Genomic DNA, 20,878 nt, shown 5'->3' with positions numbered 1-20,878 from the left:
CCGGGCCGTCCGCGGTCACCTCTCGGTGAGCAGGCCGCGCAGCTCCGGCTTCGGTGCACCGTAGCTGACGAGGACCACGTCGAGATCGGCACCCTCGTGGCAGGCGACGGCGCGTCGGATCGCGTCGACGATCCACTCGGTCCGGTTCCCGAACACTCCACCGCCGACCAGCGTCAGGAACACCGAGCGGTTGCCGGTCGACTCGGCAGCGATCGCCGCGGCCGAGAGTGTCGCCTCGTACGTTGCGTCGAGGACCAGTCGGGCGAGCGGCTCCCACCTTCCCGCCGGCTGATCGGAGTAGCCCACCGGGACCGCCGAGCAGTACGCCTGGCTGACGAGGTGACCGGCTGTCCCCGCGGCCGTCCCGAACGTCACCTCGGTGTCGGACTGCAATCCGATCCGCAGATGCCCGAGCAGTTCGTCGCGCTCGTCGACCGAGCAGCCTGCGACCACGTCCTCGACCCGATCCAGACCGCCGGCAGTTGCGAACAGGTAGCCGTTCTGCATCGTCCAGAGATCGCGGCCATCGGGTCCACCACCCAACGCCGCACCGAGGTTGGCGGCGCAGTCGATCTGGCGCTCGGCGGTCTGGCCGATCTGGTCACCGACACTCGCGAACCAGTTGCGTTGGATCGTTCCCGCACCGCAGGCGACCGCGCACGCTGGTCCTTGCGTCCGATCGTTCCAGTACCCGGTGACGCCGCGTTCGGGTGTGACCGAGGGACCGGGCATCTCCAGCAGGTTGAACTGCGACGCGACCTGGAACACCGCTCCCGCGTTCGCCGGATCGAGGTGCAGCGCACGCGCATCGGCGACGATCTCCCGAACCGAGACCGGTCCCTCCCGCGCCGGGCGAGTGCGGCGCAACTCGGCGAGCGATGGCGTCGTCAGCGTCCCGCAGTGCATCGAGCGACCGTTCACGCTCGACCGCAACACGTCGCCGTCGATCGTCAGCGATGAACGGACCGCCTGCTCGCTCTCGTCGAAACCGGTGAGCTCGACGAACCAGTTCATGCACCGATCGTAGGCACGGTGGCAACGCCGCGGTGTCCGTCCGCCAGGCACGCACCGGCCGGCCCGGAGCCCTACCGAAGCAGCGAACGCACGGTGGTTTCGAGCACCCGGGCGGTCGTCGCCAGCTCGGCGATCGAGATGCGTTCGTCGACGGCGTGGGCGTGGACGATCTCGCCTGGTCCGTACACCGCGCACGCCGCACCGGCCTCGCGCCGCCAGAGTGCCATGTCACATCCGTAGGGCGCGCCGATCGTGCCGGGCCGGACGCCCGTCTCCGACTCGGCGGCACCGCGCAGCGCTTCCACGAGCGGGTGGTCGACCTCGATCGACGACGACCCGAACGCGGCGCCGGTCCGTTCGATCCGCGGCGGATGGGCGTCGAGCCACTCGTCGCCGGTGATCGCCTCGCGCAAGGTCCGCTCGAATCGGGATTCGGCCTCCCGGACCGTCTCGTCGATCGTCACGCCGACGCGCAGTTCGGCGGTGATCTTCTCCATCACGTTCGACGCCCACACGCCGCCGTTCACCACACCCACCGTCGTCGGGTACGGCAGACCGGTCGTCACCATCGCCGGGTTCCGCTCGTTCTCGTTGACCTCCCGTTCGAGCCGCTCGACCGCCCGGTAGACGGTGATGAAGTGATCGAGCGCCGACTCACCGAGGAGCCGGGTGGCGGCGTGCGCTGACCGCCCGTCGACCTCGATCGTGTAGGTCAGGGCTCCGCCGTGGGCGACCACGACCTGCGGGCCGTCCGGACCCGACGTGGGCTCGGGCACGATCACGAGATCGCCGGTCCAGCCGCGCCGGATCGCGGCGAGGGTGCCGGTTCCACCGTCCTCCTCCCCCGGCACCGCGACGAACCGCAGCTCGCCCGCGAAGTCCCGGTCACCATGAGCGACACGGGTGAACGCCTCGATCGCGGCGACGACTCCACCCTTCATGTCGGCCGAGCCGCGCCCGTACAGCACGTCGCCGTCGAGCTCGCCGGCCGGATCACGGGACCACTTCACCCGGTCGCCGACCGGGACCACGTCCGCATGTCCGGTGAGCACGACGATCGGACCGGGCCGGTTCCCGACGATGCGCGCGGCCACCACCGGGACCTCGTCGCGCTCCACCTCGCGGCCCGGATACGCCGGATCGGACTCGAGGTCGGCCATCGGCGTCACCCACCGATCGACCTCGTCGGCAACCGGGTCCAACCACGACGCGATCAGGTCGATCGCGGGGTGCTCCTGTCCGGTCTCCGATGGCGCCGCAACCAGCGCCAGCGCCCGCTGCGCGAGGTGCTCGTCGACATCGGAGCTCGTCGCCATGCGCCTCACCGTAGAGCACCGTTCTCCGCGGGGCGACCGGTCGTCACCCCCATCGGATCAGGCGCCGGGTCGACTCGCGCCCGGCGCGACCGTGCGCGCCAGGATGCCGAGCGTCGCGCGCAGATTGGTCTCGGAGATGACGGGGAAGATGTCGCCGGCCATCTCGCTGTAGTGCTCGTGAATGTCCGACCAGTCGTAGTACGAGGTCACCCTGGTGCCTCCCTCGACCGGCTCGAGGCGGTACCCGTAGACGTGACCGATCGGCGGCTGCATCTGCCCGTCGATCGTCCACGCGATGTGGCTGTCCTGGTCGAACTCGGTGATGACCACGGTGACGTCGTATTCGCCGAGGTCGAAGTCGCGCAGCGAATCACGGTCCATGTGGACGACGAACCGGTCGTCCACGGCCGAGGCGGGATCACCGGTCGACGACATCAGCATGCCCGACGCGTCGATCTGCACGTGGCCCTCGGGACTCCGCAGGACCTCGAAGATCACGTTCGGCTCCGCGGCGATCACCCGGTCGACTTCGATTCGCTGTTCGCTCATTCCCTCACTCTGACACGTCGAGCGTGTGACGGCGGGGCGCTACCGAGGCAACCTGGCAGAGAAGCGATGTTGCGTGCCGAATCAGCGCGACAGGATGGTGCGATGCACATCTCGATCCTGCTCTTCGACTCCGTCGATCTCCTCGACTCGGGCGGCCCGTACGAGGTGTTCCTCACCGCGAACCGACTCGCCGCGCGCGACGGCGGTGACGCTCCGTTCGAGGTCGACACGGTCACCCTCGACGGAGAACCGGTCACGGCGTACGGCGGGCTCGGGCTGATCCCGACCGCGTCCGACGATGTGCTCACACGAACCGATCTGCTCATCGTGCCCGGCACGATCGATCTCACGGCGCCGCTCGCCGACCAGGATCTCCTCGCGGCGATCGACGCCGTCGCACGGCGGGACGGGGCCACGCTCGCCAGCGTGTGTACCGGGGCATTTCTGCTGCACGGTGTCGGTCTACTCGCCGACCGTCCGTGGACGACCCACTGGGAGGACATCGACAGCCTCGTCGAGCGAGCCGGTCCCGACGGTGCGCGCCGCCGCGTCCGCTGGGTCGATTCCGGCCGCGTCGTGACGGGCGGCGCCCTCAGCGCCGGCATTGCGATGGCACTGCACCTCGTCGATCGATTCGCGGGACGCGCCCTCGCCGAACGCACCGCCGAGCAGATCGACTACGTCTGGACCGAAGACTCCACCGGCGGTCCCGAGGCGGTCTGAGCGAATTCGTACGGCTGACATACTGACCGCATGTCGTCCGTCGCGGTGGTGCTCGGAGCCGGGGGCATCGTCGGCGCTGCGTACCACGCCGGGGTACTCACGGCGCTCGCCGAAGCGGGTTTCGACGCTCGCGATGCCGATCTGATCGTCGGGACGTCAGCGGGTTCGGGCGTGGCCGCGACGTTGCGCGCCGGGTTCCCACCGCTGGACCTCGCCCCTCGCAGTCGTGGCCGATCGATCTCGGCCGAAGCCGCAGCGGTCGTCGGCGATGCCACCGGCCCACCGACGTTCGACTTCACGCCCACGCCGTGGTCTCGCCCGCCACTTCCGTCGTCACCCGGTCTGCTGTTCCACGGGCTCCGACACCCGACGAAGGCCCTCGCCGGACTCATGCCGACCGGCACGATCCCGTCCGACGTGATCGGCGAGCGGATCGACGCCATGTACCGCGGGCGGGCGTGGCCCGACCGTCCGACCTGGATCTGTGTGGTCGACCTCGGGTCCGGCGACCGGGTCGTGTTCGGCCGGAATGACGTCGACCCTGCGATCGGGATCGCGGTGCAGGCGTCCTCGTCGATCCCGGGGTTCTTCCGCCCGGTCGTTCACGAGGGTCGGCGCTACATCGACGGCGGAGCCCACTCCCCGACCAACGCCGATCTCGTCGCGGACGGCGGATACGACCTCGTCGTCGTGGTCTCGCCGATGTCGGCAACGACCGACGCGAACCGCAACGTCCGCCCGACCACCCGCCGAATGCACGCCCGACAACTCGCCGGCGAGATCAAGACGGTCAGGAAAACCGGCGCTGACGTCTTGACCTTCCAACCCACCGCGGCCGACCTCGCGGCGATGGGACCGAACGCGATGGACTCCTCGACACGAGCAGCGACGACCGTCGCCGCGCTCGCCTCGACCCGCGAGCGCCTCTCCGATCCGAACGTCGCGGAACGACTCGACATCCTCCGCCGAGTGTCCCGACGCAGGTAGGCGTCACCCGCCGGCGGGCCGGAGTACGCCGAGTCAGCCGGCTTGCCGAGCGACGGCTTCCGCGTGGCGAGCGTGGAGGCGGTCGCGGAGTTCGGACGGGTTCGCCTCGATGTACTCACGCCGCTTGCGCTTCACCGTCGCCGTTCCCGCAGCGACACCCACCGCGGCGGCGCCCACCACACCGGCGAGACCGATCCACTTCCACAACTTCATCGCTCAGTACCGTAGATCTCACGATGACCGACACCGACGATGCCTCGCGAACCCGGCTCCGGCACCACCGCGACCACCCGCACTCGTCGATGTCGTTCGACGAAGCCGCCGGTCTCGCCCGCACCGGCGACGTCTGGCTGTTCCGCGGCACCTCGACCGCCGATCGGGCGATCCGCGCGTTCACGAACAGCCCGGTCAACCACGTCGGCATGGTGATCGCACTGGACGACCTCCCGCCGCTGATCTGGCACGCGGAGCTCGGCAAGACAATCCCCGACGTGTGGGCCGGGGTCACCCATCGCGGCACGCAGCTCCACCGTCTCGCCGATGCGGCCGGCCAGTGGAGTCACCGATACGGACAGACGGCGTGGATGCGCCAGATCGACATCGACGTCACGACCGAGATGGAGGACGCTGCCATCCAGACCGTGGCCGAATTCGACGGCCGAACCTTCCCGGCGACGCGTTCGCTCGCGACCGGCTGGGTCAAGGGTCGGATCCGCCGCAGGTCCGAGCTCGAGACGCTGTTCTGCGCCGAGGTCGTCGCCATCACCTACGAGCGGATGGGTCTCCTCGACGAGAAGCGACCGCCGAACTGGTACGACCCCGGCAAGTTCTGGAGCGGCCACCGCCTCGAACTGCACGGCGCGACGCTCGGCCCCGAGATCGAGATCACCGACATTCCGCCGTTCGAACTCGCCACGTAGTCGCTCGACGGGTCGGACCCGCAACGCGACGCTCTACCGGTGGAACTCGACGGCGAATCGGACCGGGCCGTCGATCACCACACGGTGCGGTCGCGCGGGTGGAATCACCTGATGCTCACCCGCAGACAGCGTCCGTAGCTCGTCGCCCGCGTCCTCGAAGACGAACCCGAGCGACCCCGACTCCACGACGAGCCGACCCCACACCCCGGTCGCCACCTGATGCGCGGACCGCAACCCCGCAGGTGTCGTGTGCTCGTCGAACGTCGGCGTCGTTCGTTGCAGGGCCATCCCTGCCGGAAGCTCGTCGTCGGTCATGCCTCCACCTCCCCGGGCTGCGAAGCATCGGACGCGGGCAGTCGGTCGACCGGCAGTTCGATCGAGAACGTCGCCCCGTGACCGGGCACCGACGCGACCGCGATCGTGCCGCCATGTGCCTCGACGATCGACTTCGCGATCGCGAGTCCCAGACCCGACCCACCCGTGGCCCGAGAACGCGACCCATCGCCGCGCGAGAAGCGGTCGAACGCAGTTCTGACCGCGTCCTCCGACAGTCCCGGACCGGTATCGGCCACGACGATCGACACGCCGGCACCGGCGTCCGAACCCGACCCCACACCCGAGGCCCGCAGACTGATCGACGCATCGGTCGGCGTATGGGTCACCGCGTTGTCGACCAGTCCGGCGACGACCTGGTGCAGGCGGAGCCGGTCCCCGACGAACTCGAGCGCGTCCGGGGCATCGACGTCGACCGCACGCTCCGGGTGTCCCGCCATCGCCAGCACGGCGACGTCGCGCACCATCTGCGCCACGTCGAACGCCGCGGTGTCGAGCGGCTGCTCCTCGTCGAACTTGGCGAGCAGCAGCAGATCCTCGACGAGCAGACTCATCCGTTCCGCCTCGCCCTGCATCCGCCGCATCGCGTCATCGAGTTGGCCCGGTTGTCGGAACCCGCCCTGGGTATAGAGGTCGAGATACCCCCGAATCGACGTGAGTGGGGTGCGGAGTTCGTGCGACGCGTCGGACACGAACGCCCGCAGACGATCCTCGGTCTGATCGCGCTCGTCGAGCATCACGTTGAACGCCGTGGCCAGACGACCCGCCTCGGTCGTGTCGGCGTAGTTCCCCGCGCGACGCGTGCGGTCACCATGGGCGATCGCATCGGCGGTGTCGGTCATCTCCTCGATCGGTCGGATCCCGAAGCGGTTGACCCAGGAGCCGATCAGCACGAGCACCAGCAGCACGATTCCGGCCACCGCGAGCAGCGTGTAGATCAACCGGTCCATCGTTTGTTCGATGTCGTCGATCGGCAACGCCACGAGCGCCGCCGCTGACGTCGGTGATGCAGGTTCGTACAGCACGCGGAACGTCGACTCTCCGTCCACGCCGTCCACGGTCAGGATCGCGGTGTCGGTCGGAGCTTCCGCGATCAACGCCTCGAGGTCGGGAACGTCGGCGAGGCGTTGGCCCTGGACGGCGACGCGCAGGTCCCCGGCGTCGTCGACGAACGCGAGGTAGAGGTCGGAGATGCTCTGGTCGTCGGCCGGCCCGGGACCGGGTGGGAGTGGTGCGCGGGCAGGGCCCGGCATCGGTGTGGAGGTGAGCTGAGCGTCGACCTCGTCGTACAGCTGAGCCCGTTGGGTCCGGACCGTGAACACGCCCGCCACCACGACGACCAGGAAGACCGCTCCGAGTCCGAGCAACAACCGCGTGCGCAGGGTCACGAATCGACCCGCAGGCAGAAGCCGACGCCGCGGATGGTGTGGATCAGCTTCGGCTCGACCTGATCGAGCTTGCGCCGCAGGTAGCTGATGTAGGTGTCGACGACCGTGGAATCGCCACCGAAGTCGTACTCCCACACGTGGTCGAGCAGCTGCGCGCGTGTCAACACCCGACCCGTGTTCGCCAGCAGATGGTGCAACAACTTGTACTCCGTCGGCGACAGATCGACCGTGGCTCCGGCCCGCGTGACGCGATGCGCATCGACGTCGAGCTCCAGATCGGCGCAACGCAACACGGCCGGCCGGCCGAAATCACCGCTCTGTCGCAGACGCAACTGGACCCGGGCGACCAGCTCGGCGATCGCGAACGGCTTGACCATGTAGTCGTCGCCGCCGACCGTCAGGCCGCGGACGCGGTCGTCGGTGGAATCGCGAGCGGTCAGGAAGATCACGGGAATCCGCGATCCGGAGTCACGCAGCCGAGCCAGCACCTCGAACCCGTCGAGTCCGGGCATCATCACGTCGAGCACGATCAGGTCCGGTCGGAACTCCTCGACCATCGCGAGGCCGGCGCGCCCGTCGGCCGCACCGGCCGTGTCGATGTCCGCGAGCTGCAGGGCCGACTCGACGAGGAACCGGATGTTCTCCTCGTCGTCGACGACCAGGACCCGCGGCGCAGCGGTCATCGTGCTCCGTCGGCGTATGCGGTCAGCGCTGCGGCTTCAGCCATGACGACATCCTCGCCCACCAGGTCGGACGCTCCGTCGATGAGCACGTCGCTCCAGTCTGCGATCACGTCGTCGACAGTACCGCTGGTGAACAGGAGCTCCGTGAGCTCGTCGGTCTTCTGGGCGTACAGCGCAGCGAACCCGTCGTCGGCCATGAACCGCTCGACCAGGATGTTGGACCCGCCGGCACCAGCACCCGGAAGGTCACCCGCGGGCGGACCGCCGACCGGGCGTTCGCCGGCTGCACCGGCGGGCGGACCGCCGACGGGGAGCTCGCCGGGGACACCGCCGCCGGGAGCACCGCCGCCGGGGACACCTCCACCCGCTGCGCCTCCGCCCCCGCCACCGACGTTGGCGGTGCCGAAGGCGAGGTTGAGGTCCCACGACACGACCGTGAACTGGTCGGTCGTGGTGTCGTACTGGAGGTAGGAGTTGTTCCCGCGGCCGTCGATGTCGTCGTCGTTGCCGATCAGGTCCTGGTACGCGAGGTAGGTCGCGAAGGCGTCGACGTCGAGGCGGTCGCCCAACTCCGCCGCGAACGTCGCGTCGTCGGAGTTGTTGATGAAGTCGAGGAACCCGATCAGCGGCGTGAGGTCGTCGTCGCCGGCCTCCTGGTCGAAGACGTCGTCGTACGCATCGGGATCGTCGCCGCGGTAGCTGTAGTCGCCTTCGCTGTCGGCCTTGTAGAGCAGGCCGTCCTGGTCGTCGAAGTTGTCGTCGTGCCAGGTGCCATCGGGGTTCTCGACCGCCAGCCGGAGTTCCGTTTCACCGCCGTTGACGGTGAACGCGGTGGCGATCGCATCCTGCGACGCCAAGCCGGTGAGGCTCAACAGTTCCTGCGCGACCGCTTCGTTCATCCCGGTCTCGGTCGAGTTCGACCGGATCACGATCTCGTCCACACCGTCGTGGTCCTGACCGTCCACGAACTCGTCGAGGTCGATCAGCCACGGGAGGTCCTCCGGGTTGTCGGCGGTCTCGGCACTCAGACCGAACAACGACGAGTTGCCCTTCAGTCGCATGCCGGCGTTCTCGTAGGTCTCGCCGTCGATCGTGACGTCGATCGAGATCCAGTCCTTCTCACCGGTTTCGGTGAAGGTCTGGATCATGGCGTCGTACTCGGTCTCGTCCAGGCCGACCGAGATCGTGTGGACGGTGCTGGAGTCGAACAGCTCGCTGGAGACTGCGAGCGAGTCGGTGTCGGTGGCGTCGGGATCGGTGGCGACGGGCTCGTCGCCGGCGGCCTCCGATGCGGGAGTGCTGCATGCAGCGAGGATGGCGACGAGCGCCGACATGGCTGCGAGGCGGGGAATGGTTCGGATGGGAGTCATGACACCAGACAACGCCGCCACCTTGCGCGGACGATGCGAGGCGCTTGTGAGTTCCCTGTGAACCGCTGATCTCGTGAACGGTTCGCGCACGAATCACACGCAACCATCCGACGGTTCACAGACGGCTCACAAGGTCGAGGCGTTGGCTGGTCGGCATGTCACAACCAGCACTCGTCGCCGCCGACCTCGTCGCCATCGCCCTCCTCGTGTTCGGCCTCTACTTCCCCCGCCATCGACGGCGCGACATGATCGTCCCGATCCTCGGGCTCAACGTCGGCGTCCTCGCCGTCGCGACCGCTCTGTCCACCGCCGAGGTGAGCGCCGGACTCGGCCTCGGGCTGTTCGGTGTGCTGTCGATCATCCGCCTGCGGTCGTCGGAACTGGCGCAGCAGGACATCGCCTACTTCTTCACCGCACTGGCGATCGGTCTGCTCGGAGGGATCGCCGTGTCGCCTGCGTGGCTCACCCCGGTCCTGATGGGCGCGATTCTGGTCGCCCTGTACATCGGCGACCATCCCGCGCTCTACTCGCGGAGTCGCAACCAGACGATCACGCTCGACACCGCCTATCCGAACGAGCGCGACGCCATCACCCGCCTCACCGAACTCCTCGACGCCGACATCACCCGCGTCGACATCCGCAAGCTCGATCTCGTCAACGACACCACGGTCGTCGACGTCCGCTATCAAGTCCGACGGGCGACGCCGGACAACGCAATCCACGATGACGTTCGCGTCGACATCGGCCGGATCGGGTCCCGCTCATGAGTACCGCACCGACGCTCGAACGCCCACGGATCACACTCGACCGCGTCGACGAGATCGCCGCGCTCCAGACCCGAATCGACCGAAAATACCTCGTCGATGAGGTCACCGCTCGCGACCTCGTCGACCAGCTGCCGATGTCGGCACACGTGCTCGAGATCGATGCCCGGATCGAATTCGGCTACCGCTCCACCTACTTCGACACTGCCGACCTGGCCCTGTACCGAGCAGCGGCCCATCGGCATCGTCGCCGCTTCAAGGTCAGGACGCGGACCTACACCGACACGGGCGACACCTACCTGGAGGTCAAGACCAAGGGTGCCCGAGGAGCGAACGTGAAGTCGCGGATCGAGGTTCCCGATCTCACCACCGGGTGCCTGACGACGGCCGGGCGCACCTTCATCGACGAGACCACGGGAACGCACGACGTCTCCGAGCACCTCGAACCGGTGTTGACGACCGAATACACCCGGAGCACCATCGTCGACGTGGATGGCGGCGGCCGGTTCACGATCGATCGCGACCTCCGCTGCAGTGACGGCTCGGGACGCAGCGCGACGCTCGACCGGGTCGTCGTCGAGACCAAGTCGAGCGGTGCTCCGAGCGCGGCAGACCGCTGGTTGTGGCAACACCACGTGCGACCGCAACGGATCAGCAAGTTCTGCACCGGCCTGGCCGCGCTCCATCCCGACCTGCCGTCGAACCGGTGGCATCGGGTGCTCGACCGGTGCTGGCACGCGGATCAGGCGGCGTGAAACCCCGCTCTGCCGGTGACCGCTGCGCTGCGCATGCGCGCTCGTGAGTCTGATAGGACACCGCCATGACCGCAGATCTGCTGACCACCCACGCGACGAACCAGGGCGACAAGCTCGCGGTGATCGACGACCGCGGCGACGGGAACGTCCGCACGCTCACCTACGCCGAACTCGAACAGGAATCGAATCGTCTCGCACACGTACTCCTCGAGCACGGTGTCTCCCACGGCGACAAGGTCGTGTGGTGCGGCCAGAACTCGACCGGCATCGTCACGATGGTCAACGCCGCCCGCAAGGTCGGAGCGACGGCGGTCCCGCTCAACTATCGCCTGTCCGACGAGGAGGCGGCCTACGTCGTCGACCACAGCGACGCCACGACGGTCTACGTCGACGCCGAGTTCGCGCCGCTGTTCGAACGGGTCCGCGATGACATCCCGAAGGTGACCAACGTGTTCGTGTTCGATGGCGACGGACCGGGCACGCTCGTCGACCCACTCGTCGCCACCGCTCCCGACACCCCGCCCGACGTTCCCGACGCCGACGAGGAAGCGGCGACGATGATCTACACGTCGGGCACCACCGGCAAGCCGAAGGGTGCGTATCGCAAGACGTCCGGAAGCACCGCCCAGGCCGGCGCGCTGTTGGCATTCATCGGGTACAGCCCCGACGACACCTACATCACGACCGGCCCGCTCTACCACTCGGGACCCGGCGGCTTCATGGGGATCGGCCTCGCGATGGGCCAGACCATCGTGCTCCAACGCAAGTTCGATCCGACCGACTGGTTGCGCCTCGTCGACGCCTACCGCGCGACCACGACGTTCGCCGCGCCGACGCCGATCCGGATGATCTGCAACGTCGACGAGGAGACCAAGGCGCGCTTCGACACCTCGTCGATGCGGGTGATGATCGCCAACGCGGCGCCGTGGAGCTTCGCCCTCAAGCAGCAGTACGTCGAGAACTTCCCGCCCGAGTCGTTGTTCGAGGTCTACGGATCGACCGAGCTCGGCGTGAACACGGTGATGCGCCCGGAAGACCAGATGCGCAAGCCGGGATCGTGCGGCAAGGAGGCGCCGCAGGTCGAGATCCGGCTGTACGACGACGCCGGCAACATCGTCACCGACACCGGTCCCGAGGCGACCGGCGAGTTGTACGTCCGGTCGGGCTCGGTGTTCAACGACTACTACAAGCAGCACGACAAGTTCGAAGAAGACCATCGAGACGGATTCCAGACCGTCGGCGACATCGCCTACCGCGACGACGAGGGCTTCATCTACATCTGCGACCGGAAGAAGGACATGATCATCTCCGGCGGGATGAACATCTACCCGGCCGAGATCGAAGCGGCGCTCGAGGCGCACCCCGACATCTTCGAAGCCGCCGTCTTCGGGATCCCGAACGAGGAGTGGGGCGAGTCGGTCCACGCGGTGATCGTGCGCGTGCCCGGCACCGAGTTGGACGAGGCGGCCGTCGCCGTTCACGCTCGCGCGCACCTCGCCAACTACAAGATCCCCCGATCCATCGACTGGATCGACGAGCTCCCCAAGACCGGCTCCGGCAAGATCCTCAAGCGGGAGTTGCGTGCCCCCTTCTGGGCCGGATGAGAGTGACGCCGTCGCCGAGGGTGAGGATCACCGATTCACAGTCGTCTCGACCCGCGACGTGGTCGTTGAAGTCACGCAGGGCGACCGTGTTGTCGTCGGTCGCGTCGGCGTCGAGGATGCGGCCCGACCAGAGCACGTTGTCCACGAGGATCGCACCCCGTTCCGTGAGCCGCGGAAGCAGCAGGTCGAGATAAGTGCGGTAGCCGCCCTTGTCGGCGTCGAGGAACGCGAGATCGACATGCGGCTCGTCCGGGAGCTGTGCGAGCCCGTCGGCGGCGGGTCCGATCCGCATGTCGATCCGATCGGCGACCCCAGCGGCGGTCCACGCTTCCATCGCGGTCTCGAGGTACGTGTCGACGAGGTCGAAGCAGATCAGGCGACCGTCGGTCGGGAGTCCTCGTGCGAGCCACAGTGCGGACATCCCGGTGAACGTGCCGACCTCGACGATCGTGCGCGCTCCGGTTGCCTCGACCAGCAACTGCATGAACCGACCCTGGTCCTCGCCGATGTTCATGCCGGCGAGATCACCGAAACGCTCGCGCGTCGCCGTCGCCAGCTGTGCCGCGATCGGGTCCGTGTCGAGATGGTCGACCACGTACTGCTGGATGTCGTCAGGGATGCCGAAGGATCTCATCGGCCCATGTTCTCACCGAAGCAGTTCGTTGCGGTAGCTGTGGGTCCCGTCGAAGCGGGACAGCAGATACGGCCCGGTCACCATCGGCTCGTGCCGTGGCGGCTCCCCGGCTGGCACGCACGTCGGGATCGCCGAGATCTCCAGATGGAATGCCGGCTCGACGAACAGCGGCGACGAGTACCGGTCGACACCGGGCGGGTTCACGACACGGTGCGGGTTCGACACCCACCGGTCGTTCGTCCAGATCGCCATGAGGTCACCGAGGTTCACGACGAGCTTGCCCGGCGGGACGGACACGTCGACCCACTCCCCCGACCGCTCGCACACCTGGAGCCCACCGTTGCCGTCGTCCGCGAGCAAGGTGAGCGTGCCGTAGTCCGTGTGCGCCCCGCAGCCGAGCTGCCCCGGTTCCGGCGTGACCGTTTCCATCGGCGGATAGTGGATCAGCCGCAGGTGGTACATCGGCTCGCCCGGCTGTCCCTCGATGAAGAACGGATCGAGGCCGAGCGCCATCGACATCGCCCGCTGCATCCGCAGCACCGCCTCGATCATCGCCTCGCGGTAGGCCTCCACCGCCTCTCGGAAACCGAGCAGATCGGGCCACTGGTTCGGACCGTGGAGCGGTGTCCCCGCGACGACCTCGGGATGATCGGGAGCGTGGTCGATCCCGGTGTCGAGCGTCTCCTTCAGATCGCCCGCCATCCCATCGAGCGATTCGGTCTCGAAACCGACGTAACCCCGGTGGCAGTCCGAGAGCCCGATCGCGATCGCCTCCTTGTCGGACTCCGGGAGGGCGAAGAACTCGCGCATCGCTGCGAAGTACCCCGCGCGGATCTCATCGGGAACACCGTGTCCGTCGACGAGGAGGAAGCCGGTCTCGCACAGCGTCTGGTCGATCAGACCCGCGGTGCGACGCGCAGCCTCCGATGAGAGGTCGGCGCCGGTCGCGAACGGAGAGAGATCGAAGCTGTTCAGCACGATCTCGCCGCCCACGGTCCCGAGCATCGGGTGTCCATCGTCAGAGCCGTCATTCTCCGCTGCGTTTGACCTCGCCCCACGCCTCCAGCATCGACTGCGCCATCTTGCGGTGCTCACGAGCGAGGCTGCGCGCCTCGTCCCCTTCGGCACGGCTGCCGATCGCGCCCGCACCGAACATGTTCCCTCGGAAGTACGGGCCGAACATCTGCGGAGTGAACGCACCCCGCTGATCCACGTCGACTCCTTCGACCACGGGACCACCCGCCGGCGGGTCGATCGGGTCGAGCCCGAGGCCGTCGAGCACATCGATCAGATCGTCGTCGTGAGTGCGATCCGCGTAGTCACGTCCCCGGTATCCGAACACCTCGTTCCCGTCGGGGTCGATCACGAACAGCCCGGGCAGCGCGATCCCGTCGCGGTCCTCCGGGTTGAACATGTCCATCGGCTTCAAATATGTCTCGCCACCGGGGTCGCTGACGTACAACACGTTCGGAATCGGCCAACGCTCGAGCATCGCCGCGTTCCGCTCGTCGGAGTCGACACTGATCGCGATGATCTCCGCGCCCGCCTGATGGATCCGGTCACTCACCGATGCCAGCTTCACGAGCTGGCCACAGCAGTACGGTCACCAATCGCCGCGATACGTGAGCAACACGACCGCGCTCCCGCCGCGCCGCAATCCGAGGATCGGCTCGTACACATCCGATGAATCGACCATGATGGGATCATGGCAACGTTCGACGATGTCCGCCGCATCGGGACCGCGTTTCCCGACGTCGAGGAGAGCACGTCGTACGGAACTCCGTCGCTCAAGGTGAAGAAGAAATCGTTCTGTCGGATGTGGAGCGACCGCGAGTACGCACGCGACGGCATCGATCCGGACGACACCGAGGTGCTCGTCGTGATGTGCGATGTGGAGGAGAAGCCGGCGCTGCTCGACGAGTTCGACGTGCTGTTCAGCACACCGCACTACGACGGCTACGGCGCGATGCTGGTCCGCCTCGCCGACGTGTCGGACGTCGATCTCGCTGACTTCCTCGAGGACGCCTACCGCCAGAAGGCGCCGGCGAAGCTCATCGCCATCCTCGACCAGGCGTCGTCCGACTAGAGATCGGACAGGTCGATGTCGACCATCAGTTCGTTGGCGAGGCCTTCGAGGGCCGCGGCGAGTCGGTCTTGGTCGAGGCCGGCGGGTGCGCGCAGCAGAGCGTGGGCCTCGAACAGGATCTCACCCGACATCGGCGCGCTCGTCGACGCCGTCTCGAGTTCGTCGATGCTCACACCGTGAGCCGCCAACGCTCGCGAGATCTCGTGCACGATGCCGGGCCGGTTCTGGCCCACCAGGTCGAGTGTGAGGAACTCGTCTGCGCCGCCGGCCGCTGCGTCGCCATCGTTGTCGGTGCCCGCGTTCTCGACCCCGATCTCGAGCAGACCCTGCGACGTGAGCGGGTCGAGATCGGCGACGAGCGCATCGACCAACCGGTCACCGACGCTCACCTCGACGATGCCGGCGAACTTCGTCCCCAACCGCGCCATGCTGCTGCGATCCCAGCTGGCACCGTGTCGAGCCACCACTTCAGCGACCGCCTCGACCAGTCCCGAACGGTCGTCGCCGATCACCGTCAACACCAACGTCCCCATCCGCGCACCCTACATCGCCCGCCTCGACCCTCGATCGGACCCACGCAACTCGGCCGCGAGCAGGACCATTCGGTGTCTGACACCCGATGGCACACCCGATGGGGTGGGGTCAGCGGACGAGGGTGATGGCGTCGGACCAGTCGATGAGCAGCGACGGGTAGAGGCCGGCAACCAGCGTGAACACCGCGGCGAAACCGATGGCGATCGCGGCACTGACGGGGACCGTGATCGCGGGGGCATCGTCTTCGACGTCCTTCTGCCACATGGCGACCATGATCCGCAGGTAGACGAAGGCGGCGATGACCGCGGTCACCATCGCGATGATCGCGAGGCCGTAGCTCTCGGCGTCGACCCCGGCCTGGATCACGCCGAACTTGGCGATGAACCCGGTCGTGAACGGCACACCGGCCTGTGCGAGCAGGAAGATCGTGAACGCACCCGCCAGCAACGGCTTGCGCTTGGCGAGGCCGTCGAACACCGACAGGTCGGCGTCGGCCTCGCGGGCCACCAGTGCGACGACTCCGAACGAGCCGATCACGATGACGGAGTAGAGCAACAGGTACAGCTGCACCGACGAGATCCCCATCCCGCCGTCGGCCTCACCGGCGGTGTGCGCGGCCGCTTCGACGCCGACGAGGATGAAGCCGGCGTGGCTCACCGACGAGTAGGCGAGCATCCGCTTGACGTTGCGCTGTACGACGGCAAGGAACGAACCGACGACGAGCGACGCCACGGCGAGCACCCAGATGATCGGCTGCCAGTCGTCGCGGAAGCTCGGCAGACCCGAGATCAACACCCGGATCAGTGCGCCGAACGCGGCGGCCTTGCCCGCCGACGCCATGAACGCCGTGATCGGAGTGGGGGCGCCCTGGTAGACGTCGGGCGTCCACACGTGGAACGGTGCGGCGGCGATCTTGAAGCCGAGGCCCACGAGCAGCAGCGCGATGCCGGCGAGGGCAAGGACGTCGTTGCCGCTGTCGCCGCGATTGGCGAGCGAGGTGACCATCTCGCCGATGTTCGTCGAGCCGGTGGCACCGTAGACGAGGGCGATGCCGTACAGGAAGAACGCCGAGGCGAAGCCGCCGAGCAGGAAGTACTTGAGCCCGGACTCGGCCGATGCATCACTGCGCCGATTCGACGCCGCCAGCACGTAGAACGCCAGCGACAACGTCTCGAGGCCGAGGAACAGCACGATCAGGTCGTTCGCCGACGCCATGACGATGCCGCCCGCTGCCGCGACGAGCAGCAGCGCGTAGATCTCGGGACCGTCGTTCGGCGTGTCGCGGATGTACTCGTCGGCCAACATCGAGACGAGCACGACGGCACCGCTGATGACGATCGTCGACCACATCGCGAAGGTGTCGAACGCCAACGCTCCGCCGACGAGCGTGGCGGGGCCGTTGTCGGAGATGTCGTCCCAGTTGAAGATCGCGAGAACGCCGGCTGCACCGCCGATCATCGCGGAGACGAACGCGTAGAGACCGCGTGGCCACTGCGGGGTCAGCGCGCCGACCACCATCAACAGGAGCGCTCCGCCCACCAGCGTCAGCAGTGGCGACAGAGCGAACCACCAGATCTCCGGTTCGGAGATCGGCAGCGTGTCAGCTTGAGCGAGCACGTTCATCAGCCCTCGCCCTCCTCGTGGTCGTCGGCTTCGTCGCCGTGGCCGTCGTCCTCACCGTGGCCGTCATCGCCGTGTTCGGGCTCGAACTCGCCGCGTTGCGTGGTGTAGTCGGGGTCGGCATCGATGTCGGTGTTGTCGGCGACGTGAGCCACCAAGCGGTCGACACTCGGCTCGATGCGGTCGAGCAGCGGCTGGGGATACACACCGACGAACACGATCGCCACGAGGAACGGCAACAACACGAGCCCCTCCTTCATCTTCAGTTCCGGGAAGGAAGCGTTGTCCTCGTCGGGCTCACCGTGGAACACCCGCTGATATGCCCAGAGCAGGTAGAGCGCCGCCAGGATCACGCCTGCGGTGGCCACGACGGTCCACCAGCGGGCGCTCTGGAACGACCCGATCAGGATCAGGTACTCACCGATGAACCCGTTGAGACCGGGCACGCCGATCGATGACAGCATCACGACCATGAACCCGGCGGCGAAGATCGGAGCGACCTTCTGCAGACCGCCCAACTCGGCGATCTGGCGGGTCTTGCGACGCTCGTAGATCATTCCGACGAGCAGGAACAGCGCGCCGGTCGACACGCCGTGGTTGACCATCTGCAGGACCGAACCCGAGATCGCCTGCGACGTGAACGCGAACGTTCCGAGCACGATGAAGCCGAGGTGGGCGATCGACGAATAGGCGACCAGCCGCTTCAGATCCTTCTGCATCGTGGCGACGATCGCGCCGTAGATGATGCCGATCACGGCGAGCGTCAGCCACAGCGACCGACTCCACACCGAGGCTTCGGGGAAGAGATAGAGCCCAAACCGGAGGAAGCCGTACGTGCCGAGTTTCAGCATCACGCCGGCCAGGACGACCGAGCCGGCCGTCGGCGCCTGGGTGTGGGCGTCGGGCAGCCACGTGTGCAACGGGAAGATCGGGACCTTCACCGCGAACGCCACGGCAAAGCCGAAGAACAGCCATCGTCCGGTGGACGCGGCGAAGTTCGATCCTTCGGCGATGTCGACGAGGTCGAACGTGAGGTAGCCGAGATCGTCCCGGGCGAGCATCGCCGTGGCGACGAGCGCGACGAGCATGAACGCCGAACCGAGGAAGGTGTAGAGGTAGAACTTCGTCGCCGCGTACTCGCGGTCCTCATAACCCCACCCACCGATGAGGAAGTACATCGGCACGAGCACGATCTCGAAGAACAGGAAGAAGAGGAAGAGATCGAGCGACAGGAACGATCCGATCACTCCCGCCTCGAGCATCAGCAGCCACGCCAGGTACGGCTTCTCGTCGTGATGTGGGTCGATGCCGACGATCGCGAGCGGGAACAACACCGCGGTCAACACGATCAGGAAGAGCGAGATCCCGTCGACACCGAGATGCCAGCCGATCCCCCAGTCCTCGATCCACGTGTGTTGCGACACGAACTGGAATCCGTCGGCGCTCTGGTCGAACTCCTTCAGCATCCACAGTGCCATCGCACCGGTGACCGCCGAGAACATCAGCGCGAGCAGCTTCGCGAACTCGGGGCGCGACCGCTGCGTGAACAGGAGCGCGACCGCACCGACCATCGGCACGGCGATCAGTGCCGTCAGGAGCGGGAACGCCCCCGCACCCGCGTGCGTCACTTCGGCAGCCAACATCACAGAATTCCTCGAATCACCACGAACCAACCGAGGAGCAACACGACACCGATGCCGATCACCCCGGCGTATTGCCGCACGTAGCCGGTCTGGCCCTTGCGGGCTTCACCTGCGCTCACGCGCACGACGGTGGCCACGCCGTTGACCGCACCGTCGATCACCTTCTGGTCCTCGTCGGCGATCTCCTGGAAGGCCGCCCGACCCGGGTTGCCCATGAACCACGAGATCGCGTCGTCGTAGTGCCAGCCGTCGCGCAGCAGTTCCGGCTCGAACGCCTTGATCTTGCGCTTCTGGTACACGAGCCAGCCGACGACGATGCCGAGCAGTGCGCATCCGATCGCGACGAACATCAACGGGATCTGCAGGTCGTCGGCGGTCGTCCCGACGATGATCGCCTCGCCGATCCCGCGTTCCTCGGCCGAGGGCCCGAACTCGACGATCGGATGGAGCCAGTCGAGCAGCTTGTGCTGCCACTCGGAGGGAATGATCCCGACCGACGGCAACTGGACGAGCCCACCCACGATCGACAGCCCGGCGAGCACGATGAGCGGCAGGACCATGAACGGCGGCGACTCGTGGGGCTTGAAATCACCCTGCGCCTCGTGGTCGTCGGCGTTGTCGTGCCAGTGCGCCTTGCCGAAGAAGGTCATGATCACCTGGCGGGTCATGTAGAACGCCGTCAGGATCGCCGTGACGATGCCGATCGCATAGAGCACCCAGCTGTCGGCGGCGGCGAAGAGCAGGATTTCGTCCTTCGACCAGAACCCGGCGAACGGCGGCACCCCTGCGATGGCGAGCCAGCCGATGATGAACGTCGACGCCGTGATCGGCATCAGCTTGAACAGCTTGCCCATCTTGCGCATGTCCTGCTCGTCGTGCATCCCGTGGATCACCGAGCCGGAGCCGAGGAACAGCAGCGCCTTGAACATGGCGTGCGTGATCATGTGGAAGATCGCCGCGACGTACGCGCCGGTTCCGACGGCGAGGAACATGTATCCCAGCTGTGACACCGTCGAGTACGCGAGCACCTTCTTGATGTCGTTCTGGGCGAGCGCGATCGTGGCGGCGAACAACGCGGTGAGCGCGCCGACCCAGGCGATCGTGGTCGGGACCCAGTCGGCCGCGGCGCCCAGCACGGGGTTCACCCGCACCATCAGGTACACGCCCGCGGTGACCATGGTGGCGGCGTGGATCAGCGCCGACACGGGGGTGGGGCCGGCCATGGCATCGGGGAGCCACACGTAGAGCGGAAGCTGCGCCGACTTGCCGACCGCACCGACGAACAGCAGTGCGCCGATCCCAGTCGCCGTGGCCACGGTGAGCGTGCCGGCGAGCGCAGAGTCGTTGATGACCGCGTAGTCGAGCGAGCCGACCGCGCCGAACGCGAGGAACATCGCGAGCATGAAGCCGAAGTCGCCGATGCGATTGGTGACGAACGCCTTCTTGCCGGCCGTGGCATTGGCATCCTTGGTGTGCCAGAAGGCGATCAGGAAGTACGAACAGGTGCCCACGCCCTCCCATCCGAGGAACGTGACCAGCAGGTTCGAGCCCAGTACCAGCAGCGTCATCGAGAGGATGAAGAGGTTCAGGTACAGGAAGAACTTGGAGAACTTCGGGTCACCGTGCATGTACCCGATCGAGTACAGGTGGATCAGTGCGCCGATTCCGGTGACGAACAGACACATCACGATCGACAACGGGTCGACCAGGAACGCCATGTCGATCTGCAGGTCCCCGACCGGCACCCACGAGAACAACGTCTCGGTGTGGGACCGTTCGGCTTCGTCCATCCCGAGCAGGTCGAAGTAGATCAGCGCGCTCACGACGAAGCTGGCGCCGACCATCGCGGTGGCGAACAACCCGGCGAAGGGCTCGCCGAGCTTGCGGCCGGCCAGGAGGAGCGTCAGAAACCCGAACAGCGGAAACGCGGGAATCAGCCAGACAAGTTCGAGCAT

Annotated in this window: 21 protein-coding genes and 1 pseudogene; 7 read left to right on the top strand and 15 right to left on the bottom strand. The window is 67.2% G+C overall.

Annotation, left to right across the window (positions count from 1 at the left end):
• Window positions 1–15 precede the first annotated feature (15 nt).
• The 3 genes from ON45_RS03130 to ON45_RS03120 all read right to left on the bottom strand — a co-directional run bounded on the left by ON45_RS03130 (window position 16) and on the right by ON45_RS03120 (window position 2,879).
• Entirely contained in the window at window positions 16–1,014 is a 999-nt protein-coding gene (locus ON45_RS03130) for a hypothetical protein (protein WP_040491840.1), read from the bottom strand.
• Between the two features lie 71 nt (window positions 1,015–1,085).
• Window positions 1,086–2,330, bottom strand: a complete 1,245-nt coding sequence (locus tag ON45_RS03125; RefSeq protein ID WP_051062365.1) for a M20 family metallopeptidase — start codon at window positions 2,328–2,330, stop codon at window positions 1,086–1,088.
• Between the two features lie 57 nt (window positions 2,331–2,387).
• Window positions 2,388–2,879, bottom strand: coding sequence for an SRPBCC family protein (locus ON45_RS03120; protein WP_040491838.1), 492 nt, complete (start codon window positions 2,877–2,879; stop codon window positions 2,388–2,390).
• Between the two features lie 102 nt (window positions 2,880–2,981).
• Between ON45_RS03120 and ON45_RS03115 the strand changes: the two genes are divergently transcribed.
• Entirely contained in the window at window positions 2,982–3,602 is a 621-nt protein-coding gene (locus ON45_RS03115; protein ID WP_040491915.1) for a DJ-1/PfpI family protein, read from the top strand.
• 30 nt (window positions 3,603–3,632) lie between these two features.
• Complete coding sequence (locus ON45_RS03110; RefSeq protein ID WP_051062363.1) at window positions 3,633–4,589, top strand: patatin-like phospholipase family protein; 957 nt, start codon at window positions 3,633–3,635, stop codon at window positions 4,587–4,589.
• 33 nt (window positions 4,590–4,622) lie between these two features.
• On the opposite strand, the gene ON45_RS03105 is transcribed toward ON45_RS03110, so the two are convergent.
• The gene (locus ON45_RS03105; RefSeq protein ID WP_040491836.1) at window positions 4,623–4,802 is read right to left on the bottom strand and encodes a hypothetical protein; all 180 of its coding nucleotides are present in this window, start codon (window positions 4,800–4,802) and stop codon (window positions 4,623–4,625) included.
• 23 nt (window positions 4,803–4,825) lie between these two features.
• On the opposite strand from ON45_RS03105, the gene ON45_RS03100 reads away from it, so the two are divergent.
• Entirely contained in the window at window positions 4,826–5,509 is a 684-nt protein-coding gene (locus ON45_RS03100; protein ID WP_206537635.1) for a hypothetical protein, read from the top strand.
• 33 nt (window positions 5,510–5,542) lie between these two features.
• On the opposite strand, the gene ON45_RS03095 is transcribed toward ON45_RS03100, so the two are convergent.
• The 4 genes from ON45_RS03095 to ON45_RS03080 are packed head-to-tail and all read right to left on the bottom strand — an operon-like array spanning window position 5,543 to window position 9,283.
• On the bottom strand, window positions 5,543–5,824 hold the full coding sequence (locus ON45_RS03095; protein WP_040491835.1) for a TehB family protein: 282 nt from the start codon (window positions 5,822–5,824) through the stop codon (window positions 5,543–5,545).
• Window positions 5,821–7,230: a sensor histidine kinase gene (locus ON45_RS03090; protein ID WP_051062362.1), complete on the bottom strand. Its 1,410-nt coding sequence runs from the start codon at window positions 7,228–7,230 to the stop codon at window positions 5,821–5,823. The genes ON45_RS03095 and ON45_RS03090 overlap by 4 nt, the downstream gene beginning before the upstream one ends.
• Window positions 7,227–7,913 (bottom strand): response regulator transcription factor, encoded by a 687-nt coding sequence (locus tag ON45_RS03085; RefSeq protein ID WP_040491833.1) that lies wholly within the window; start codon window positions 7,911–7,913, stop codon window positions 7,227–7,229. The genes ON45_RS03090 and ON45_RS03085 overlap by 4 nt, the downstream gene beginning before the upstream one ends.
• Window positions 7,910–9,283, bottom strand: a complete 1,374-nt coding sequence (locus ON45_RS03080) for a CotH kinase family protein (RefSeq protein ID WP_040491831.1) — start codon at window positions 9,281–9,283, stop codon at window positions 7,910–7,912. Before ON45_RS03080 ends, ON45_RS03085 begins: the two co-directional genes overlap by 4 nt.
• Before the next feature lie 155 nt (window positions 9,284–9,438).
• On the opposite strand from ON45_RS03080, the gene ON45_RS03075 reads away from it, so the two are divergent.
• The 3 genes from ON45_RS03075 to ON45_RS03065 all read left to right on the top strand — a co-directional run bounded on the left by ON45_RS03075 (window position 9,439) and on the right by ON45_RS03065 (window position 12,406).
• The gene (locus tag ON45_RS03075) at window positions 9,439–10,050 is read left to right on the top strand and encodes a DUF4956 domain-containing protein (protein WP_051062361.1); all 612 of its coding nucleotides are present in this window, start codon (window positions 9,439–9,441) and stop codon (window positions 10,048–10,050) included.
• Window positions 10,047–10,802 carry a polyphosphate polymerase domain-containing protein gene (locus tag ON45_RS03070; RefSeq protein WP_040491828.1) on the top strand — a complete coding sequence of 252 codons (756 nt, stop codon included), beginning with the start codon at window positions 10,047–10,049 and terminating at the stop codon, window positions 10,800–10,802. The genes ON45_RS03075 and ON45_RS03070 overlap by 4 nt, the downstream gene beginning before the upstream one ends.
• A 65-nt stretch (window positions 10,803–10,867) precedes the next feature.
• Complete coding sequence (locus ON45_RS03065; protein WP_040491826.1) at window positions 10,868–12,406, top strand: class I adenylate-forming enzyme family protein; 1,539 nt, start codon at window positions 10,868–10,870, stop codon at window positions 12,404–12,406.
• Here the strand turns inward: ON45_RS03065 and ON45_RS03060 are convergent.
• The 3 genes and pseudogenes from ON45_RS03060 to ON45_RS03050 all read right to left on the bottom strand — a co-directional run.
• On the bottom strand, window positions 12,369–13,040 hold the full coding sequence (locus ON45_RS03060; RefSeq protein WP_040491825.1) for an O-methyltransferase: 672 nt from the start codon (window positions 13,038–13,040) through the stop codon (window positions 12,369–12,371). The genes ON45_RS03065 and ON45_RS03060 overlap by 38 nt on opposite strands.
• Window positions 13,041–13,052: 12 nt before the next feature.
• Entirely contained in the window at window positions 13,053–14,045 is a 993-nt protein-coding gene (locus tag ON45_RS03055) for an isopenicillin N synthase family dioxygenase (RefSeq protein ID WP_040491824.1), read from the bottom strand.
• 22 nt (window positions 14,046–14,067) lie between these two features.
• Window positions 14,068–14,631 (bottom strand): annotated as a pseudogene (locus tag ON45_RS03050) (peroxiredoxin family protein); the annotation flags it as partial.
• A 114-nt stretch (window positions 14,632–14,745) separates the two neighbouring features.
• On the opposite strand from ON45_RS03050, the gene ON45_RS03045 reads away from it, so the two are divergent.
• Window positions 14,746–15,126 carry an MmcQ/YjbR family DNA-binding protein gene (locus ON45_RS03045; protein WP_040491820.1) on the top strand — a complete coding sequence of 127 codons (381 nt, stop codon included), beginning with the start codon at window positions 14,746–14,748 and terminating at the stop codon, window positions 15,124–15,126.
• Here the strand turns inward: ON45_RS03045 and ON45_RS03040 are convergent.
• The 4 genes from ON45_RS03040 to nuoL all read right to left on the bottom strand — a co-directional run bounded on the left by ON45_RS03040 (window position 15,123) and on the right by nuoL (window position 20,878).
• Window positions 15,123–15,659 (bottom strand): glycine cleavage system transcriptional repressor, encoded by a 537-nt coding sequence (locus ON45_RS03040; RefSeq protein WP_040491818.1) that lies wholly within the window; start codon window positions 15,657–15,659, stop codon window positions 15,123–15,125. The two genes, ON45_RS03045 and ON45_RS03040, sit on opposite strands and share 4 nt — an antisense overlap.
• Before the next feature lie 109 nt (window positions 15,660–15,768).
• Window positions 15,769–17,283, bottom strand: a complete 1,515-nt coding sequence (locus ON45_RS03035; RefSeq protein WP_040491817.1) for an NADH-quinone oxidoreductase subunit N — start codon at window positions 17,281–17,283, stop codon at window positions 15,769–15,771.
• A complete protein-coding gene (locus tag ON45_RS03030) occupies window positions 17,283–18,923 on the bottom strand; it encodes an NADH-quinone oxidoreductase subunit M (protein WP_051062360.1) in 1,641 nt (546 codons plus the stop codon). The genes ON45_RS03035 and ON45_RS03030 overlap by 1 nt, the downstream gene beginning before the upstream one ends.
• On the bottom strand, window positions 18,923–20,878 hold the full coding sequence (gene nuoL / locus ON45_RS03025; RefSeq protein ID WP_040491816.1) for an NADH-quinone oxidoreductase subunit L: 1,956 nt from the start codon (window positions 20,876–20,878) through the stop codon (window positions 18,923–18,925). Before nuoL ends, ON45_RS03030 begins: the two co-directional genes overlap by 1 nt.

Source organism: Ilumatobacter nonamiensis YM16-303, from assembly GCF_000350145.1.
Classification (GTDB): domain Bacteria; phylum Actinomycetota; class Acidimicrobiia; order Acidimicrobiales; family Ilumatobacteraceae; genus Ilumatobacter_A; species Ilumatobacter_A nonamiensis.
Note: the sequence above shows the minus strand (reverse complement) of the source record. Positions and strands in the feature narration are given on the sequence as shown.

Coding starts and splice junctions, on each gene's coding strand:
- ON45_RS03130 (WP_040491840.1), bottom strand. CDS start 1,014: ATGAACTGGTTCGTCGAGCTCACCGGTTTCGACGAGAGCGAGCAGGCG.
- ON45_RS03125 (WP_051062365.1), bottom strand. CDS start 2,330: ATGGCGACGAGCTCCGATGTCGACGAGCACCTCGCGCAGCGGGCGCTG.
- ON45_RS03120 (WP_040491838.1), bottom strand. CDS start 2,879: ATGAGCGAACAGCGAATCGAAGTCGACCGGGTGATCGCCGCGGAGCCG.
- ON45_RS03115 (WP_040491915.1), top strand. CDS start 2,982: ATGCACATCTCGATCCTGCTCTTCGACTCCGTCGATCTCCTCGACTCG.
- ON45_RS03110 (WP_051062363.1), top strand. CDS start 3,633: ATGTCGTCCGTCGCGGTGGTGCTCGGAGCCGGGGGCATCGTCGGCGCT.
- ON45_RS03105 (WP_040491836.1), bottom strand. CDS start 4,802: ATGAAGTTGTGGAAGTGGATCGGTCTCGCCGGTGTGGTGGGCGCCGCC.
- ON45_RS03100 (WP_206537635.1), top strand. CDS start 4,826: ATGACCGACACCGACGATGCCTCGCGAACCCGGCTCCGGCACCACCGC.
- ON45_RS03095 (WP_040491835.1), bottom strand. CDS start 5,824: ATGACCGACGACGAGCTTCCGGCAGGGATGGCCCTGCAACGAACGACG.
- ON45_RS03085 (WP_040491833.1), bottom strand. CDS start 7,913: ATGACCGCTGCGCCGCGGGTCCTGGTCGTCGACGACGAGGAGAACATC.
- ON45_RS03080 (WP_040491831.1), bottom strand. CDS start 9,283: ATGACTCCCATCCGAACCATTCCCCGCCTCGCAGCCATGTCGGCGCTC.
- ON45_RS03075 (WP_051062361.1), top strand. CDS start 9,439: ATGTCACAACCAGCACTCGTCGCCGCCGACCTCGTCGCCATCGCCCTC.
- ON45_RS03070 (WP_040491828.1), top strand. CDS start 10,047: ATGAGTACCGCACCGACGCTCGAACGCCCACGGATCACACTCGACCGC.
- ON45_RS03065 (WP_040491826.1), top strand. CDS start 10,868: ATGACCGCAGATCTGCTGACCACCCACGCGACGAACCAGGGCGACAAG.
- ON45_RS03060 (WP_040491825.1), bottom strand. CDS start 13,040: ATGAGATCCTTCGGCATCCCTGACGACATCCAGCAGTACGTGGTCGAC.
- ON45_RS03055 (WP_040491824.1), bottom strand. CDS start 14,045: ATGCTCGGGACCGTGGGCGGCGAGATCGTGCTGAACAGCTTCGATCTC.
- ON45_RS03045 (WP_040491820.1), top strand. CDS start 14,746: ATGGCAACGTTCGACGATGTCCGCCGCATCGGGACCGCGTTTCCCGAC.
- ON45_RS03040 (WP_040491818.1), bottom strand. CDS start 15,659: ATGGGGACGTTGGTGTTGACGGTGATCGGCGACGACCGTTCGGGACTG.
- ON45_RS03035 (WP_040491817.1), bottom strand. CDS start 17,283: ATGAACGTGCTCGCTCAAGCTGACACGCTGCCGATCTCCGAACCGGAG.
- ON45_RS03030 (WP_051062360.1), bottom strand. CDS start 18,923: ATGTTGGCTGCCGAAGTGACGCACGCGGGTGCGGGGGCGTTCCCGCTC.
- nuoL (WP_040491816.1), bottom strand. CDS start 20,878: ATGCTCGAACTTGTCTGGCTGATTCCCGCGTTTCCGCTGTTCGGGTTT.